15 protein-coding genes are annotated in these 17,780 nt (G+C 38.0%); 6 read left to right on the top strand and 9 right to left on the bottom strand.

Annotation, left to right across the window (positions count from 1 at the left end; all coding sequences use genetic code 11):
- Positions 1–144 precede the first annotated feature (144 nt).
- Both prfA and pyrF read left to right on the top strand, forming a co-directional pair.
- On the top strand, positions 145–1,257 hold the full coding sequence (gene prfA / locus ACZ48L_RS01505) for a peptide chain release factor 1 (protein WP_008822469.1): 1,113 nt from the start codon (positions 145–147) through the stop codon (positions 1,255–1,257).
- A gap of 64 nt (positions 1,258–1,321) precedes the next feature.
- Positions 1,322–2,146 carry an orotidine-5'-phosphate decarboxylase gene (gene pyrF, locus ACZ48L_RS01510; RefSeq protein ID WP_025790454.1) on the top strand — a complete coding sequence of 275 codons (825 nt, stop codon included), beginning with the start codon at positions 1,322–1,324 and terminating at the stop codon, positions 2,144–2,146.
- A gap of 287 nt (positions 2,147–2,433) precedes the next feature.
- On the opposite strand, the gene dapA is transcribed toward pyrF, so the two are convergent.
- The 4 genes from dapA to ACZ48L_RS01530 all read right to left on the bottom strand — a co-directional run bounded on the left by dapA (position 2,434) and on the right by ACZ48L_RS01530 (position 6,701).
- Entirely contained in the window at positions 2,434–3,318 is an 885-nt protein-coding gene (gene dapA / locus ACZ48L_RS01515) for a 4-hydroxy-tetrahydrodipicolinate synthase (RefSeq protein ID WP_025790452.1), read from the bottom strand.
- Between the two features lie 130 nt (positions 3,319–3,448).
- The gene (locus ACZ48L_RS01520; RefSeq protein WP_025790451.1) at positions 3,449–4,372 is read right to left on the bottom strand and encodes an EamA family transporter; all 924 of its coding nucleotides are present in this window, start codon (positions 4,370–4,372) and stop codon (positions 3,449–3,451) included.
- Between the two features lie 4 nt (positions 4,373–4,376).
- Positions 4,377–5,132 carry a tRNA pseudouridine(38-40) synthase TruA gene (gene truA / locus ACZ48L_RS01525; RefSeq protein ID WP_008822473.1) on the bottom strand — a complete coding sequence of 252 codons (756 nt, stop codon included), beginning with the start codon at positions 5,130–5,132 and terminating at the stop codon, positions 4,377–4,379.
- A gap of 24 nt (positions 5,133–5,156) precedes the next feature.
- Positions 5,157–6,701, bottom strand: coding sequence for a ComEC/Rec2 family competence protein (locus tag ACZ48L_RS01530; RefSeq protein WP_025790450.1), 1,545 nt, complete (start codon positions 6,699–6,701; stop codon positions 5,157–5,159).
- Positions 6,702–6,826: 125 nt separating this feature from the next.
- Between ACZ48L_RS01530 and ACZ48L_RS01535 the strand changes: the two genes are divergently transcribed.
- Together ACZ48L_RS01535 and ACZ48L_RS01540 are read left to right on the top strand one after the other, a co-directional pair.
- Positions 6,827–7,669, top strand: coding sequence for an EFR1 family ferrodoxin (locus tag ACZ48L_RS01535; protein ID WP_008822475.1), 843 nt, complete (start codon positions 6,827–6,829; stop codon positions 7,667–7,669).
- Between the two features lie 37 nt (positions 7,670–7,706).
- Positions 7,707–9,533, top strand: a complete 1,827-nt coding sequence (locus ACZ48L_RS01540) for a M6 family metalloprotease domain-containing protein (RefSeq protein ID WP_025790448.1) — start codon at positions 7,707–7,709, stop codon at positions 9,531–9,533.
- Between the two features lie 198 nt (positions 9,534–9,731).
- Here ACZ48L_RS01540 and ACZ48L_RS01545 read toward each other — a convergent pair whose 3' ends face one another.
- Both ACZ48L_RS01545 and ACZ48L_RS01550 read right to left on the bottom strand, forming a co-directional pair.
- Positions 9,732–10,403, bottom strand: coding sequence for a YggS family pyridoxal phosphate-dependent enzyme (locus tag ACZ48L_RS01545; protein ID WP_008822477.1), 672 nt, complete (start codon positions 10,401–10,403; stop codon positions 9,732–9,734).
- Positions 10,404–10,426: 23 nt separating this feature from the next.
- Positions 10,427–10,915, bottom strand: a complete 489-nt coding sequence (locus ACZ48L_RS01550) for a DUF4494 domain-containing protein (protein WP_025790447.1) — start codon at positions 10,913–10,915, stop codon at positions 10,427–10,429.
- Positions 10,916–11,127: 212 nt separating this feature from the next.
- Between ACZ48L_RS01550 and ACZ48L_RS01555 the strand changes: the two genes are divergently transcribed.
- Together ACZ48L_RS01555 and ACZ48L_RS01560 are read left to right on the top strand one after the other, a co-directional pair.
- The gene (locus ACZ48L_RS01555; protein ID WP_008822479.1) at positions 11,128–12,333 is read left to right on the top strand and encodes a pyridoxal phosphate-dependent aminotransferase; all 1,206 of its coding nucleotides are present in this window, start codon (positions 11,128–11,130) and stop codon (positions 12,331–12,333) included.
- Positions 12,334–12,336: 3 nt separating this feature from the next.
- Complete coding sequence (locus ACZ48L_RS01560) at positions 12,337–13,584, top strand: ABC transporter permease (RefSeq protein ID WP_025790445.1); 1,248 nt, start codon at positions 12,337–12,339, stop codon at positions 13,582–13,584.
- 602 nt (positions 13,585–14,186) lie between these two features.
- On the opposite strand, the gene ACZ48L_RS01565 is transcribed toward ACZ48L_RS01560, so the two are convergent.
- Genes ACZ48L_RS01565 through ACZ48L_RS01575 form a run of 3 tightly spaced genes read right to left on the bottom strand, consistent with a single transcriptional unit; the run spans position 14,187 to position 17,778 of the window.
- The gene (locus ACZ48L_RS01565) at positions 14,187–14,363 is read right to left on the bottom strand and encodes a cysteine peptidase family C39 domain-containing protein (RefSeq protein ID WP_081767838.1); all 177 of its coding nucleotides are present in this window, start codon (positions 14,361–14,363) and stop codon (positions 14,187–14,189) included.
- Positions 14,364–14,365: 2 nt separating this feature from the next.
- Complete coding sequence (locus ACZ48L_RS01570) at positions 14,366–16,963, bottom strand: lantibiotic ABC transporter (RefSeq protein ID WP_464721996.1); 2,598 nt, start codon at positions 16,961–16,963, stop codon at positions 14,366–14,368.
- Positions 16,960–17,778 carry a GLPGLI family protein gene (locus ACZ48L_RS01575; protein WP_025790443.1) on the bottom strand — a complete coding sequence of 273 codons (819 nt, stop codon included), beginning with the start codon at positions 17,776–17,778 and terminating at the stop codon, positions 16,960–16,962. The genes ACZ48L_RS01570 and ACZ48L_RS01575 overlap by 4 nt, the downstream gene beginning before the upstream one ends.
- Between the last annotated feature and the right edge of the window lie 2 nt (positions 17,779–17,780).

A 17,780-nucleotide genomic window follows, 5' to 3' on the forward strand; every position in this document is an offset into this window, starting at 1 on the left:
GTATTAGAGAGGGCAATAGGATAAGTTTCTTATACTTACTTTTAGTCTTACTATTTTAATCTTTTAGAGAAAAGGGATACAAATGAACATTAGGCTTAACATCCTTAATGCCCCTTAGCAACATTAAATTCCCCTATATAGATTATGATCGATAACAACAATATACTACAGAAACTTGATGGGCTTGAAGCTCGTTATGAAGAGGTATCAACACTTATTACAGACCCAAGTGTTATAGCAGACCAGTCACGCTACGTTAAGCTGACAAAGGAGTATAAAGATCTTGGTGACATCATGGATGCTCGTCGACGTTATATCAATTGCCTCACAACTATCAAGGAAGCAAAGGATATTATTGCCAATGAGAGTGATGCAGAGATGAAGGAGATGGCACGTGAAGAACTTGCTGAGAACGAAGAGCTACAACCAAAGCTTGAAGAAGAGATTAAGATCTTACTCGTACCAAAGGACCCTGAGGATGCGAAGAATGTTCAAATGGAGATTCGTGGTGGTGCAGGCGGTGATGAAGCTGCGCTTTTTGCAGGTGATCTCTTCAATATGTACAAGCGTTATTGCGATAAAAAAGGTTGGAAACTATCTATAACATCAGTCTCAGAAGGTGCTGTAGGCGGCTTTAAAGAGATAGATTTCGCTGTAGAAGGTGAGAACGTTTACGGGACTCTGAAGTATGAATCAGGTGTGCACCGTGTACAACGTGTGCCAGCAACAGAGACACAAGGACGTATGCACACATCAGCAGCCACAGTAGCGGTGTTACCTGAAGCTGATAAGTTTGAGGTTAACATCAATGAAGGCGACATCAAGTGGGACACCTTCCGTTCTAGTGGTGCAGGTGGACAGAATGTCAATAAGGTTGAATCTGGTGTACGTTTGCGTTATCCATGGAAGAATCCTAACACTGGTGAGGTTGAAGAAATTCTTATTGAATGTACTGAGACACGCGACCAGCCAAAGAATAAAGAACGTGCTTTGAGTCGTCTTTATACTTATATTTATGACCACGAACATCAAAAGTATATTGATGATATTGCTTCTCGGCGCAAGACTCTCGTGTCAACAGGCGACCGTAGTGCTAAGATTCGAACCTATAACTTTCCACAAGGACGTGTTACCGATCATCGTATAGGTTTTACAACTCACGACTTACAGGGCTTCATGAATGGTGACATTCAAGAGATGATAGATGCACTGACTGTAGCAGAGAATGCAGAAAAATTAAAGGAAACAGAGTTATAAGATTAAATTATGGGGATATACGACAACGTATGTCCCCATGTCATATAAAACATTTATACCTAATATGAACAGACAACAACTAATCAACGAGATCTTTACAAAGAAGAGTTTCTTATGTGTCGGACTAGACACGGATATCAATAAGATTCCTGAACACTTGAAGAAGGAAGAGGATCCAATCTTTGCTTTCAATAAAGCTATCATTGACGCAACAGCACCCTACTGCGTCGCCTATAAGCCTAACCTAGCTTTCTATGAGTGCTACGGACTCAAAGGTATGATTGCATTCGAAAAGACTATCAAGTATTTAAAAGAGAATCATCCTAATCACTTTATCATTGCCGATGCAAAGCGTGGTGACATTGGCAATACCTCAAAGATGTATGCCCAGACCTTCTTTGAGGAGTATAACCTTGATTCTGTCACAGTAGCTCCTTACATGGGTGAAGACAGTGTGAAGCCTTTCCTTGAATACGATGGTAAGTGGGTTATCCTTCTCGCACTTACGAGCAATAAAGGTAGTCACGACTTCCAATTAACAGAAGATAAACAAGGCGAACGACTCTTTGAGAAGGTATTAAAGAAGTCACAAGAATGGGGAACTACAGAGAATCTCATGTATGTAGTTGGAGCGACACAAGGTAAGATGTTTGAAGATATTCGCCGAATAGCCCCCAATCACTTCCTTCTTGTACCAGGCGTAGGTGCACAAGGTGGAAGCCTGCAAGAGGTATGTAAATATGGGATGACAAAGGATTGTGGCTTACTCGTCAATTCATCTCGCGGTATCATTTATGCTAGCAAGGATGAAGACTTTGCAGAAATAGCGGGCCAGAAGGCAAAGGAGCTACAGCTTGAGATGGCATCAGAGTTAGAGACCCTCAAGTAAACTAATTATTATATATCTATCTGACACGCTGTTTAAGGTAATACGTTCAATCTTATTCCGGGTATAATTGACATCTTTTAAAAAACTACAAGAGGATTTCTTTAAGAACTCCTTGACGACTTCTTTAAGAACTCCTCCCCTACTTCTTTAAGAAGTCCTAAACAACTCCTTATAGAGGTATAGACCACATATTATAATATTAGGTCTTTTATCCATTAAACAAAAATAAGAGACAGACTATTAAGCCTGTCTCTTATTTCGTTTTATCTGTCAGTTAATGAATACTATTAAATCCTCATCCCTTTCAGTATCTCATTCATCTTCTGCTTCGTCTCAATACGTGTTGGGACCAAAGGAAGACGGAGAACATTATCTATCATTCCCATATCATTTAGCAAAGCTTTACAGCCGGCAGGATTACCATCTACGAAAAGGAGCTTATATAGCTCTGTAAACTGATGGTGGATCTTACGGGCAGGCTCATATTCCCCATTAAATTCAAGTCGAATCATTCGAGAAAACTCCTTGGGTAATGCGTTACCAATAACCGATATGACACCGACTGCTCCACTGGCAATCATTGGGAAAGTCAAAGCATCATCACCACTAATGACTTCAAAGTGCTTTGGCTTGTTCTTTATAATCTCATCAACCTGCTCAAGATTGCCTGATGCTTCTTTGATTGCAACGATATTTTCAAATTCTGATGCTATGCGGACTGTAGTCTCTGCCGTCATGTTTACTCCAACACGTCCAGGCACATTATACATCACAACGGGCAATGGACTTGCTTGTGCAATGGCTTTGAAATGCTGATACAGTCCCTCCTGACTTGGCTTGTTATAATAAGGACAAATACTGAGAATACCATCAATCCCACTCCAATCTGTCGTCTTTATCTCATCAACAACAGCTGCAGTATTGTTCCCCCCGCAATATTTCAAGATTGGTACACGCCCATTGACGACTTTCTTTATGACCCGTGTCAGCTCATCTTTCTCTTCACGCGTCAAGCAAGGAGCCTCACCTGTCGTTGCAAGAATACAGAAGAAGTCTGCCCCATTATCCAACTGATACTTAACCAAATTCACCAGTGCATCATAGTCAACACTCCCATCATCCTTGAAAGGTGTTATCAATGCTATACCTAGTCCATGAAAAACATTTTGCATAGTAATATATCTTCTTATAAGAAAAAGCTTCTATCAATATTGTTGCAAATATAGCAATTTATTGTCAATCAGCAAAGGCTTTTCCTTCTTATCTTTATAAACAAGATTTATATACGTCTCCTACTTTTCCTTAATGAGAGCCTATCCAAAGGAATATCATACCTAAAAGAACAAAACATAAATCAAGTGCCTTTGCCTTAAGATTATGCTCTTTGAAAAGTAATGCTCCACAAAGGAATGATACAAGTACTGAACCTCTACGAACCATTGATACAATGGATATCATCGCACCAGGGATAGATAAAGCATAGAAGTAAGCAAAGTCTGCCATAGACAAAAAAACTGAGATCAAAAGGATTGACCACTTCCAAGAGAATGATAAGGTTGTCTTCTTCCTCTTTCTACCTACTACATAGATAAAGAAAACAACTCCCATCATCAGGCATTGATAAATATTATACCAACTTTGTGTCATCATACGATCAAGTCCAACTCCCCCATCCTCTGGGCTCGCCATCAGGAACTTATCCAATAATCCACTACACGTACCCATCAATGCAGCTAATACAAGAAAGAATATCCAGCGATTATGCTTGAAGTCTATTCCCTCCTTCTTACCACTCCCTGCCAAGAGAAAGACTGATAAGATTGCAAGCCCAACACCAGCCCACTGCCAACCATTCAGACGTTCGCCAAAGACTACCATTGCCCCGACCAAAGTCATTACAGGGCGTGTGGCGTTGATGGGACCTACTATTGTTAGAGGCAAATGAGCAATAGCAAAGTAACCAAACACCCAAGAAAGAAGCACTATCAAACTCTTCAAGACTATCCAACGATGCATTTCCCAGCCTCCGAAACCCACATGAAGCAAACTTCCATCCAATAAGTTTGTATATTGTGACAAGAGAATAAGAGGAAGAAAGATCAATGAACAAAAAAGAGTATTGAGGAATAACACGGGAATGACATCATTCCCACGAAGAGAATACTTCTTTGATGTATCATACAAGCCTAACAATGTAGCTGAAATAAAGGCTAAAAGAATCCACATAAGTTTAATACTTTATATCCCAAAGGAACAAAGCATTGCCTGGCATACTCTCACCAGCATCACTTCGTGTTCCACCATCCACAATCTTCTTAAACTCTTCTATAGACATACGATGACGTCCTACCTCTACTAACGTACCGACAACGGCACGAACCATATTCCGTAAAAACCGATTAGCACTAATAACAAAGCACCAACTATTTCCGGATTTACTTAAGGATAACTCTTGCTTACAAGGTATCCAACGTGCTTCTGTCAGATCGCATATGGTTGTCTTTACGTCCGCCCCAGTCTTACAAAAGCACTTAAAGTCTTTTTTTCCTATAAGATAGGCGGCAGCTTCATTCATCTTATCAAAATCTAATGGATATCTGATCTCGCATGAATACTGACGTAAGAAAGGCTGCTTAGAAGTATGAATATAATAATGATAAGTCCGCGAAGTCGCAGAAAAACGTGCATGGAGTTCGCTATCCACTGTCTCTATCTGGCTAACTGATACATCACGAGGCAATAAACGATTTATCTTATAGGTAAGTTGTTCACAATCGAGCAGACTTTCCGTATCAAAATGTGCTACCATCATACGACTATGTACACCCGCATCTGTACGTCCTGCACCCGTTATTGCTATTTTTTTTCGCATAAGAGTGGACAAAGCCTGCTCCAATACTTCCTGTATAGAAATACCATTTGGTTGTATCTGCCAGCCATGATAAGCCGTACCATCATACGAAAGAGTTATAAAATACCGTTGCATAATTGGTTGCAAAGATAGTAAAAATTACTCTAACTCTGCATCAGCCATATAAAAACTCCAAGGAAGACTCAGAATCATTAAGAGGCAATAATAGGCTAAGACATAAAGAAGAGGAAGATGGATATGCTCTATACTAGCCCAAGGTAAAAGAGAAAAACAATGAAGGAACGTATTAAGCCAGTCTACTAACATATTAAGCAAATAGCCCATAAAGGAATCGATTGAAGAAAATGAGCTCAGCAATAACATAAAAAAGGCCAAATAAAGAATTACAGTCGTTATAGGAATAGCAACGAAGCCTGTTAAAAGTGACACTGTCGAGAACCTTCCAAAGTAGTACATAATAAGAGGAGCTGTGCCTATTTGTGCAGAAAAAGATACAACTAACATAGCCCATAGATATCTCATTATTATAGACTTCCCAAGTAACTTATCTGACAGTGCATGATATATTGGAGAATAGAAGACCATAATTGCCCAAACCGCCATAAATGATAATTGGAAACCTACATCAAAAAGACTGAAGGGATTTATTAAAAGCATTATAAAAGCTGTTAATGCTAATGTATTTACTGATAACCGGTCACGATTAAGAAGAGAAACAAAGCTATAAATGGTTAACATTACTGCTGACCGTACAACAGAGGGAGAGAAACCGACTAATGTGACATATCCCCATACTGTAAATAGAATAATAAACTCCCTCAATCCCTTTCTCCGTAATACAGGTAAAAGATTGCTAAGTCCTTTTAATAAAAGAAGCAATAATCCATATACTACTGCAAGATGTAAACCTGACAAAGCAAGAACATGGCTTGCACCTGAAATTGAGTAATCATCTTTCAAGTTCTTACTCAATTGACTTCTATCCCCAAGCACCATAGCCGAGACTACTGCAAGATTATTACCAGCAAGTTCTTTCTCAAACTTCGAAACAATCCGTTGCCGATAAACAAGCATCAATAAGCTTACACGTTGAAAGACACCAAGAGATCGAACATCTACACGCGCCTTCTCCCATTGATCATAATAGATAAATGTCTCTGCAGAAAAACCATGAAACCGTAACCAACGGGCATAATCAAATGAATCTCCAGTAAAGTTCCTAGGCTTTTCTATAAATGATTTAGCGTTAATACCATCTCCAACATGCAGCTTCTTATATCGATTTGTGATAGTATCACGGAGAATATCTGCCTTCACCTTCAAGGGGGATGCGGCTGATAAAACTAACAAATCAACCTGTATAATCTTCCCATGTACAACAGGTTCTGTCTGAATTATAGCTTCATATTCAACTTGTCCCTTGGGAAGTTTAATCAACATAGCATGCTCTTTCTCGATTGTAAGTATTGCACCTAAGAAGAAAATGGTCAGAAGCATCATAAAACTTTGAAAGTACTTCCAGTGTGAAACAACAAAAGTCATAAAGATTGATCCACAAAGAAGTATCCACCAATAAACACGGGGAAATATATCCCATATAGTATCGCCAACCACAATACCCAAGCCAAGTGGTATAACCAACTTAACAAACGGATACATCCTTAAGTCTATTTTCCTCTTCATAGCAAAATGCTTTCATGTATATATAGCCGTGCAAATGTAATAAAAACAACTGAGAATTTAATAATTAATAAAGAGAATAAGGTCTGAATCTTGCTAGAATTACAAAGAATAAGTACCTTTGTCACATGATTTTCTACTTTTCTGGTACGGGCAATAGCCAATGGGCTGCAAATACACTGGCATTATATACCAGTGACAAACTGATTTCCATCCCAGAAGTAATCAATACTGACTGCTCCTTCACGTTGGGAAAGGATGAGCATGTGGGCTTTGTATTCCCTGTACATGGCTGGAGAGTACCACTTATAGTAAGAGAATTCATAGAAAAATTGACATTTTTGAAAGATGATTTAAATCTACAAAAAGCCTCATGTAAGCATTATTGCTTCTGCTTAGTGACAGCAGGTGATACTGTTGCAAAGACTATTGAACATTTCCAACATTTACTCATGGAATCTTCAGCAGGACAATTCTTATCACTTGAAGCGGTCTTTTCACTTATTATGCCTGAATCATACGTAGGACTACCAAGTATGGATGTTGATACTAAGGAGAAAGAGCAAGAGAAGAAAAGGACAGCACAAGTGGAACTAAAGGAGTTTATAGAAGTTATTCAGCAAAAGAAGATGGGTACTAATGAGAAACCTTGGGGATGGAGAAAAATCAAAAGAGGTCCTATACCTTCATTCTTCTCCGGGCCAGTGGGTGGCTTCTTTGAGCATATCCTTATCAAAGATAAACCTTTCCACGTAGAAAGCAACCGGTGCGTAAAATGCGGAATATGTGCGAATGTCTGTCCTGTCAATGATATTAAAGGAGGATTAGGCTTTGAACCTGAATGGATACACAATGGCAAATGCCTCACTTGCTTTGCCTGTTACCATCATTGCCCACATCATGCAATAGAATATGGTAAGCGCACACAGAAGAAAGGTCAGTACTTCTATAACAGAAACAAACTGCATTAATTTGAAAGTATATTAAAATAACCACAAGATAAAAAAGATGAAAAGAATAATTCTACTTATTTGTTTCATAGCATGTACTACAATCACAACTTGGGCGGCAAAAGCACAATCGATACCAGTACTAGTGAAACAAGCTGATGGGACAACTATTACTGTTATCCTCCAAGGTGATGAACACATTAACTGGTACATTGCACTTGATGGTACATTGCTCGTTCAAGGCTCTGACAATAACTATTATGTTGGACGTGTAGCGAACAATGGACATCTAACAGCAACAAAGCAACTTGCACATGAACCAGCCTTCCGCTCGCAAACGGAGCGAAGCTTAATACAAAAGCAAGATAAGGAAAGATTTTATTCTTATGTAAGAAGCGTTGCTGCACAATCTGAAAATGCATATAAAGAAAGTCCTATGACACGAATATCAATAGGTGCTAGTTCAGATGGTGTAGCTTATTTCCCCCATACTGGAAGCCCAAAGGCACTCGTCATACTTGCAGAGTTTGCTGACACGCTCTTTACAATTCAGAATACCAAGCAAGTGTTCACCAATTACTTGATGAATGAAGGGCATTTTACTGAGACGGCCTATGGCCAGAACATGAACTATAAAGGTGTACGTGGATACTTTAAGGATTGTAGTTATGGACAGTTCACCCCGGCATTTGATGTTGTTGGTCCTATAAAGTTACCAAAGCCCCAGACTTATTATGGAGCAGGAGGTGATAATATAAAAGATCTGCTGACAGATGCTTGTAATGCTGTCGATAATGAAGTAGACTTCTCGCAATACGATTCAAATGGAGATGGAATGGTTGACCTCGTTTATGTCATTTATGCAGGTCACTCAGCCAACTATAGAGGGAATGCCTCTACTGATATTTGGCCTAAATCAGGAACGACAATATTATCTAAGACTTTTGATGGTAAAAGTGTTCGTCGTTATGGCGTAAGCAATGAACTTGCAGGAAGAGAGAATAAGAAGAAAGAGAGAGAAACAATTAATGGTATAGGTCTCTTTTGTCATGAGTTCTCTCATACACTTGGACTCCCCGATATATATGCTTATGACAGATATGAAGGAGAGAATAATGAGGCTGTGAACCAAAACAACCAAGGCATGGAGTATTGGGATCTTATGGATGGTGGAACGGATGTCTGGGGTGGCAGAATCCCTTCTCCTTACCTTGCATGGGAGCGTGAGACTATGGGTTGGATGAGTATTGACACATTAACGACCGACTGCCACATTTCAAACTTAAAAACAATAGATAATGGCGGCAAGGCTTATAAAATTTTGAATCCTTCAGCCGCAAATGAATATGTAATCTTGCAAAGTATACAAAAAGGCGGCTGGTACCAAGGCTGGGGGAATAAGAATATTACTTATCCTAAAGGTTTATTAACATATCGTATATCATACGCATCAGATAAGGTAAACTTACATGATGGACCTAATAACGTTAAAGGAAAGCCTCGTGTTATTGTAATACCTGCAGATGGTGAAATAATAGCTGCAGCACATGCAGGAACTATGAATAATTACCTATTGCAGCATAACAATGACCTTTATCCTTACAATGGCATAGATTCTATCAAAGGATTCAAGATGTTCAATGAATCCACACTTGAGAGATCTATATTTAATATTACTGAGACTGATGGAGTAGATATAAACAACAGATATGTTAGTTTCGACTTTAGAAACAGAATAACTACAGGTATTCAATCTGCTGCAATCAAAGAAACCAATGTCTCAGACAACAGAATCTATACTCTTGACGGTAGATTCGTAGGGACAGATAAGGATATTCTCCCTCGTGGAATATACATTCAGGACCGAAAGAAGTTTGTGAAGTAACACTACAAAAAGGCATCTTTTACATGGTAAAAGGTGCCTCTTTTGAATATAATAGATAATCGATTAGGAATCTATTTTACAAAAGAAGCCTCTCTAGTTTCAAACATTAGGTGATATTACCATAAACAAATAAAGGTGCAATATATCCAAATTGAGGATACTGCACCTTTATTTTACACCTATATTACAAAGTTGTTGCTAATAAATACGTGGACCAAAAATTGTGGTTCCCACACGAACCATTGTTGAACGGCACTCTACAGCTATCTTATAATCATGACTCATCCCCCAGGAACGTTCTTTAAAATCAGCATCATCAGCAAAGTATTTTGCTTTCAATTCATCAAACAAATCAGCTGCAATAGTCATCTCTCTTCTTATCTGCTCCTGGTCATCTACATTGGATGCCATCATCATAAGCCCAACAATATGTACATTTCTGAGATTCTTCCATTCACCTTCTTCCAACAGTTGCCTGCAAGCATCAGGAGAGAAACCATACTTACTTTCTTCTTCTGCAATATGAAGTTCTAAAAGAACATTAATTACACGATTATGTTTAGCAGCCTGTTTATTGATTTCTTTCAATAGTTTCAATGAATCAACAGCTTCTATCATTGAGATATAAGGAGCTATATATTTCACTTTATTTGTCTGAAGATGACCTATGAAATGCCACTCAATATCTTTTGGTAGCGTATCTACTTTACGTGACAATTCTTGTTCTTGGCTTTCACCAAAGATACGTTGTCCTTCATTATAAGCTACTTCAATATATTCATTAGGATGAAACTTACTGATAGCAACTAACTTCACTCCATCAGGAAGATCCCTCAATACTTCGTGTAAATTCTTTGCAACATCATACATAGTTGTAAGTTCTTTTTATATAATTACTGCTCGTACTCTGGCTTTGATTCTACTGTTTCTTTCTTTCCAGTATGATGTTCAAAGACATCCATAATGCGCGTTTCTGTAATAGCAGCAATCTCATAATCAATCATTGTAGAGCCCATCACTTCATCAACATGCTTTACAGCTCCATTGACAGAATGTGCCTGCACAAGATAAGTAACTGATGAACGCTTTTCTTTTTCTGTTTTTTCATCTATAGTAATAAAAGAAAGTTTTGCCTTAAACCACTTATCATCGGTATCAATATCACTAAAAAAAATCTCACCATAGGTAGCAGGAGCAATCGCCTTGACATCAAACTCTCCACTTACATAATGTGACATCTCCTCAGTAATAAACTTCTCAGCTTCTGAAAAGCTGAAAGCATCAACAACATACTGTTCAATGACCTTCTTCATCTGACCATCTTCCATGGTCTTGTCATATCTTACTCTTGTTTCAAACCAGGTACTTGTCCTACTTCTCATAATAATTTTAAATATTTAAGCCCGACTATTCTATCAACAAATAAAGAGAAAAGAAATCTATCGGACTGTTTTATAGTTGTGCAAAAGTAGTAAAAAATCTGCGTTAATCTCATAAAAGTGCAGATAAAATAAAAAAAATGTCTATCTTTGCAACACAGTAAGAAACAGGACGAATACCCTCCTCTACCACAGGAAGAAATAATTAAACGATTATGCCGGAAATATCAGTTCGTGGACTTGAGATGCCGGAGTCACCAATCAGGAAGTTGGCTCCTCTTGCCGCTGCAGCTAAAAAAAGTGGCGTTAAAGTTTACCATTTAAATATTGGTCAGCCCGATTTACCAACGCCACAATGTGGTTTAGATGCTCTGAAAAACATTGATCGTAATATTTTAGAATATTCTCCTTCACAGGGTTATCTATCTTATCGCGAGAAACTCTGTACTTTTTATAAGAAGTTTAATATCAATGTCACTCCGGATGATATCATTATCACGGCTGGTGGCTCTGAGGCCGTACTCTATTCTTTCATGGCATGTTTAAATCCTGGTGACGAGATAATAGTCCCTGAGCCTGCCTATGCCAATTACATGGCCTTCGCTATTTCTGCAGGAGCCAAGATTAGAACAATAGCTACTTCCATAGAAGAAGGGTTTGCTTTGCCTAAAGTTGAGAAGTTTGAGGAGCTCATAAATGAACGTACACGTGCCATTATGATTTGTAACCCAAACAATCCAACAGGATATCTCTACACAAGACGTGAGATGAATCAGATCCGAGACTTGGTAAAGAAGTATGATTTGTATCTCTTCTCAGATGAAGTCTATCGTGAATACATATATACGGGGTCTCCTTACATATCAGCGATGCACTTACATGGAATTGAAAACAATACGGTATTAATAGATTCTGTCTCAAAGCGTTATAGTGAGTGTGGTATTCGTATTGGTGCTTTAATAACCAAGAATGAAGAGATTCGTAAGGCTGTTATGAAATTCTGTCAGGCTCGTTTGTCTCCTCCTCTTATTGGACAAATTGTTGCAGAGGCTAGTTTAGATGCACCGGAATCATATTACCGTGATGTATATGATGAATATGTAGAGCGTCGTAAATGCTTGATAGATGGGCTAAACCGTATTCCTGGAGTATACTCTCCTATTCCTATGGGAGCTTTCTATACTGTAGCTAAACTCCCTGTTGATGATTCCGAGAAGTTCTGTCGTTGGTGTTTGGAGGAATTCAATTACAAAGGTGAGACCGTTATGATGGCTCCAGCAAGCGGTTTCTATACGACACCAGGAGCAGGAATCAATCAGGTACGTATTGCTTACGTTTTGAAAAGAAAAGACTTAGAGCGTGCTCTCGTTATACTGGAAAAGGCTTTAGAGGAATATCCAGGTCGTGTAGAAGAAGAATAGTAAATGAATTATCCACTTTTTATTGCCCGAAAGATTTATAACGGAGGTGATAGAACACGTAAAGTGTCTAAGCCTGCTATCCGCATTGCCACTATAGGTGTGGCTATTGGACTTGCGGTTATGATTATCTCAGTTGGTGTTGTCTTAGGATTTAAACATACAATTCGCAATAAAGTAGTAGGATTTGGTAGTGATATAACAGTAGCGAATTTCCTTACGCTCCAAAGTTCAGAGCAATACCCTATCCAAATTACGGACTCTTTGGTCAAGGCTCTACAGATAACGCCTGGAATCAAGCATGTACAGCGCTATGATTATACGCAAGGTATACTGAAGACAGATAATGACTTCCTTGGAGTATTGCTAAAAGGAGTTGGCCCTGATTTCGACTCTACATTTATCCATGAGAACATGGTGGAGGGATCACTCCCACACTTTCATGATAATGAGAGCCAACAAAAAATAGTTATATCAAAGACTATTGCTGATAAGCTAAATCTGAAGGTTGGGCAACGTATCTTCGCATATTTCATAAATAAGCAAGGGGTACGTACACGTAAGTTCACTATCACAGGTATCTATGCAACAAATATGAAACAGTTTGATTCGCAGATATGCTTCACTGATATATATACTACGAACAAACTAAATGGTTGGGAGCCTGACCAGTATAGTGGCGCCGAACTACAAGTCGACAAATTCTCCCAACTTACTCCTATATCTATGCGTGTTCTTAATAAGGTAAAGAATACTGTTGACCACTATGGAGGTACTTATTCATCAGAAAACATCATAGAACAAAACCCACAAATATTCTCATGGTTAGATTTGATGGACATGAATGTTTGGATAATCCTTGCACTTATGATCTCCGTAGCTGGTGTAACTATGATTTCAGGCCTTCTTATCATTATCCTTGAACGGACACAGACGATTGGTATTTTGAAGGCTTTAGGATCACGTAACAGACAGATACGACACATCTTCCTTTGGTTTGCAACCTTTATTATTGGTAAAGGACTCTTATGGGGTAATATTATAGGACTTGGCTGCATATTATTTCAATCTTGGACAGGACTTGTAAAACTTGATCCTCAAACTTATTATGTCAACACAGTTCCTGTAGAAATCAACATTCCACTTATTATCGCACTAAACATGGTAACAATGCTGGTATGTTTAGTTATTCTTATAGCACCAAGTTATCTTATCAGTCATATTCATCCAGCTAAATCAATGCATTACGAATAAAGCTTTAAGATACACCGGCTATATCACAAATGTAGAAGCAATAACGTTTCTATATTTCTGAGATTATTATAATTCTTAAATTCTCGTCAGCATAATAATCATTGTTGCTCATAAGCCCTATTTTATTTTTCTTTTAGTTGCTGTCACTTTTAACATTTCTCATAAACATCTTGTTATCAATACGTTGTGATGTGAGGAAGGGTGAAGGGAGTGACAGGAAAATTGAAAAGCAGTCGTTTTTATGGTGTTCTTATAACTATGCAGAAGGTACAATACTCGTTTGTTATGAAAAGAAAAGGGACATTGGAAATGTTGTAATAAAGATTCATAAATAGAAAATAGCAGGTGCTCTTTAGTAAATTAAAAGACGCTCTTTTACATTGTAAAAGATGCCCTTTTGAGGTGTAAAAGGTGCTCTTTTGGAACGCAAAAGGGCACCTTTTATTTTCGGTTTTGTAACCTATTGGTACAGCGTGAGTTATGAAAGCGGAAATAATAGGTTTTCTTTTAATTATCAAGTCTTTTTGTATTCGGAATTGTAAGATGTTTTTCATAAGTCTTTAGTATATCAAGAGATACTATTTTCCCATTACATTTTAATCCTATTTTTTTGCTAGTTCACTAATATCATACATAGAAACTCCACCTTTTGAACTTTCTAAGCTCTTTGATATTTGTTGTAGAGAATATTTTTTGCCATATAAATGGCATAATATTACTATGCATGCTGCTCCACATTGCATAGCGTCATGTTGCTTTATAAAAACAAAACCTGCCATTCTTATTTTGTTAATGAAATAGTAAAAAGCAACTCTCTCCCTCTCATGTGATAACTGTAAACGTAGGTATTCATCATGTTAAAAATGGTGTAACTATAATACTGCTGATTGAAAATATTTCTCATATCAATACTGAAACGAAATGCTTTGTGTCTGTAACTGACCCCTGCATCGAAGATAGCCATAGTCTTGGTAAGATCTTGATACATTTCCTTTGTTGAAATATCTGCCATTGCCTTGAATTGCAGATTTGTTACAGGCTGTAATACCAAGTTGATATCATGTGTTTGCGACAAGAAAGATTTTGACACGTTTTGTACCTTTGTAAAGTTCTTTGAAAAGCTATAAGTATAATATAACTCCATAAAAGAAACAGGTTTGAATGAAACAGATGGAGCTACATTTAGACTGTTCCACGAATAGCTGTAAATCATACTATTTTGCATCATCAAGCTCTTGCTGTGCATATAAATTCCGTACAGCGAAAACTTGGTGTTGATAGCTTTTACCTGTTTTGTAATATTGAAATAGGTATTAATATTGTCAGTGCCGTTAGGACTTAGTGCCGGACATTCCTTAATCAATGTTTGCGACACATTCTGTGCCGACAATAAATTGTTGTGCTGATGTGTGTAGCCTATACCAAAATTAAGAAAAAACATTTCTATTGGATATTTTAAATCGTAAATAGCATTGAGCGTAACACTCCTATTCTCACTCAAGATCCCTAAACTGTACCTTTGATAGTTCAGACTGGTTTGTATCGGTGCTGTTATAAAATCAGCCAAATCACCTATCTTGTTTGCAAAAGCCCCTTGAATCCTTATCGTAGCTCTTGGTGTAACATTGTAGAGAAAATAAAATGAAGGATTAATTACAAAGCTCCATTTCTGCTTCTTTAATGGAGTTGTTCCCTCATTTTCAAAATCGATTCTTGTTGTAGCCAATGATACGCCTGCCTTGAAATTATATTTCCGTTGTGGGTGGGTATATTCATATTGTGGAGAGAATGAAAAATCTAATTCATTTCCCCTCACTAGGTTAAAGCCTGAATAGTCATCAGTTATCAAAGCTGAATTAACCCTTTCGCTACGATATTGGAATGAAAGAGGAAAATAAACTCGTGAGGCTCTTCTTTCATAAGTGGCAGAAATAGTTTCCTGATTCGTAAACTGTTTGCTGTTTGCACTTTGCTGAAAAGAGGCTACTCCTACGTGTGAAACGCGAATAGTGCCATTAGGCATAGTAGTATAACTGAGAAGAGAAGAAAGACTCCAGCGAAACTTATTTGTTTTCCAACGTATGGAAAGGTTGTTGGAAAAACCTAAATCGTGATATTTCTCATTTTGAAAGACCGAATTGCTATTGTTTTCAACTGTTGGCAATTCTGATTTTACGAACGAAGCCACTGATGAAAACCGATTGGTGATATATCGTTTATCGCTATTGTCCTTGTATTCGATAGTCAGGGTAGGCTTGTGAAGTGTAGAGGCAGATTGGTATTGATAATCTTGCACTAATTCGTCCAAACCATTACCAAAAAACATCTTATGATTGTAAGCATAGTTACATTGGGAATAAGCATAGCCTACATTTGTTCTTAACGACTTGTTTTCCGACAGTTTATAGAGTAGATTGAAGCTAGCGGAATAATCTTTGGGATGGATATACCTTTCTCTTTTGAGTGGTGCACTAGAAGAAGATAAGTTACCCAATAGTTTTACACCGTAAGATTCTAACTGGTCGTTTAGAAAATGATTGATATTTTCATCGGTAGCAAACTCCCTTATGTTCCCTATCTTAAATGTTCCCAAAAGTTGCATACGCGATTTGAAGAACATACCAGCTCCATTAGTTTGGTAAAGTCCTCCATTACTGCCTAAACCTCCAATTGCTTCATATGTCCCGACTGGTTTAAACTTGGCGTGCTTTGAAAGTTTTATATTTATTGCCACATCATCAGATAGCACGTCTTTGTCCATTTTGGCGTCTTTATGATTATTCAACACCTGCAGAGATGTAACGTAGTCTGCTGGAATATTGTTTGTGGCTACATTATATTGTCCACCAAGAAGATCCATTCCCTCAATGTAAAAATTGGAAATATCCTTTCCTAGATATTTTATACTTCCCGAATTAGTTACCTCTATACCGGGCAATCGCTTCATCGCATCTCTAAGCGTGTAATCGCCCTTTCCTGCGAAAGAACTCAACCGATAGGAAAGTGTATCGCCGTGCTGAATTATTTGTGGAGCCTTTACAACAACTTCCCTTAACTGCATCTTTTTTTCAAGTAATGTAATGTTCTTTTTTGTTTCTTTGCTATCTATTACTAGCTTGGTTTTCTCAAACGATATATGTCCGATAGAAAGTAGCACCTGCGTTTTAACACTATTGTAGCTTAAAGCATAGCTTCCCTTCTCATTGGTAAAGGTATAGGCAATGGGCTTGTTATTTTCTAAAATCTGCACATTGGCATTTCTTATTGGCATACCATTAGAGTCCGACACAATTCCAGTCAACGTATAGTTTTCTTGAGCTTGTGCTTGTATCCAAACGAAAAGACAGAGAATATAAAGGAGTAATCTTTTCATCATCATTTAATCTCTAAAGGCACATAGCCATTTGTCCGTAGGCGTACTTGTACCCCATTGATAAAAATAGAATTGCTTCCACCGTCGCCTTTTTCCACTCTCATGTCCGTAATGCTCTCAGTAGGGATGTTGGCTATCGGGTTTTCTTCAAAGTGATTTTTTGCCTTGATAAATTTTTCACGGCTGGTAGTAATGCTATTGGATATTTTAGGCGCAGTGATTGGCGTAGCACCTTGCCTAAACGTAATAGCTTTAAAGCAGTGGATTTTATCGGTATCACAAGCATACATTATCAGTCCAGGCAATCCACCAAACTTCCAAGGTCCGAATTGGGATGGAATTTCTGATGAGAACCAAGCATTCCAAGTACGTCCGCCATACTCTCCTACCGCTTTATTACATAGATAGCCGCATATAGTATCGATCTCTTCGGTAAGTTGCCATGAAATACCATTCATCCCCTCTTGATAAAAATAAAGACTTGGAGGGATAACACTGTACACGGAGATTGATTTATCTGCCACATTTACAAAGGTAGTTTGGTCAAAGTAGTAGGCGGTTTTCACCATGCGCTCTTCTGCTTTCTTTACCTGCTCTTCGGTTGCTTGTCCTGTCTGCATCAAAGAGTCTAACTGAAAAGCAGCATAGTCGACAAACTTAGCGTGAATAGCATCAAACTGCAATATCGCTGTATAAGTTTCTGTTTCGGCATTCGCTGTTTTTACAGTGTATTCGTAAATACATTCATAATTATTATTTGTTTTCTGAGCGAAAACTTGTAAAGGGATGAGTAAAAAGAGGACTAAATAATTCTGTTTCATAA

The sequence above is a fragment of the Prevotella histicola genome, assembly GCF_055385135.1.

Excerpts from the sequence above, each read along its gene's own strand:
- truA (WP_008822473.1), bottom strand. The coding sequence starts at position 5,132 with ATGCAACGGTATTTTATAACTCTTTCGTATGATGGTACGGCTTATCAT.
- ACZ48L_RS01545 (WP_008822477.1), bottom strand. The coding sequence starts at position 10,403 with ATGTATGATGTTGCAAAGAATTTACACGAAGTATTGAGGGATCTTCCT.
- ACZ48L_RS01540 (WP_025790448.1), top strand. The coding sequence starts at position 7,707 with ATGAAAAGAATAATTCTACTTATTTGTTTCATAGCATGTACTACAATC.
- ACZ48L_RS01560 (WP_025790445.1), top strand. The coding sequence starts at position 12,337 with ATGAATTATCCACTTTTTATTGCCCGAAAGATTTATAACGGAGGTGAT.
- dapA (WP_025790452.1), bottom strand. The coding sequence starts at position 3,318 with ATGCAAAATGTTTTTCATGGACTAGGTATAGCATTGATAACACCTTTC.
- ACZ48L_RS01530 (WP_025790450.1), bottom strand. The coding sequence starts at position 6,701 with ATGAAGAGGAAAATAGACTTAAGGATGTATCCGTTTGTTAAGTTGGTT.
- ACZ48L_RS01570 (WP_464721996.1), bottom strand. The coding sequence starts at position 16,963 with ATGATGATGAAAAGATTACTCCTTTATATTCTCTGTCTTTTCGTTTGG.
- ACZ48L_RS01575 (WP_025790443.1), bottom strand. The coding sequence starts at position 17,778 with ATGAAACAGAATTATTTAGTCCTCTTTTTACTCATCCCTTTACAAGTT.
- prfA (WP_008822469.1), top strand. The coding sequence starts at position 145 with ATGATCGATAACAACAATATACTACAGAAACTTGATGGGCTTGAAGCT.
- ACZ48L_RS01535 (WP_008822475.1), top strand. The coding sequence starts at position 6,827 with ATGATTTTCTACTTTTCTGGTACGGGCAATAGCCAATGGGCTGCAAAT.
- ACZ48L_RS01555 (WP_008822479.1), top strand. The coding sequence starts at position 11,128 with ATGCCGGAAATATCAGTTCGTGGACTTGAGATGCCGGAGTCACCAATC.
- ACZ48L_RS01550 (WP_025790447.1), bottom strand. The coding sequence starts at position 10,915 with ATGAGAAGTAGGACAAGTACCTGGTTTGAAACAAGAGTAAGATATGAC.
- pyrF (WP_025790454.1), top strand. The coding sequence starts at position 1,322 with ATGAACAGACAACAACTAATCAACGAGATCTTTACAAAGAAGAGTTTC.
- ACZ48L_RS01520 (WP_025790451.1), bottom strand. The coding sequence starts at position 4,372 with ATGTGGATTCTTTTAGCCTTTATTTCAGCTACATTGTTAGGCTTGTAT.
- ACZ48L_RS01565 (WP_081767838.1), bottom strand. The coding sequence starts at position 14,363 with ATGGCAGGTTTTGTTTTTATAAAGCAACATGACGCTATGCAATGTGGA.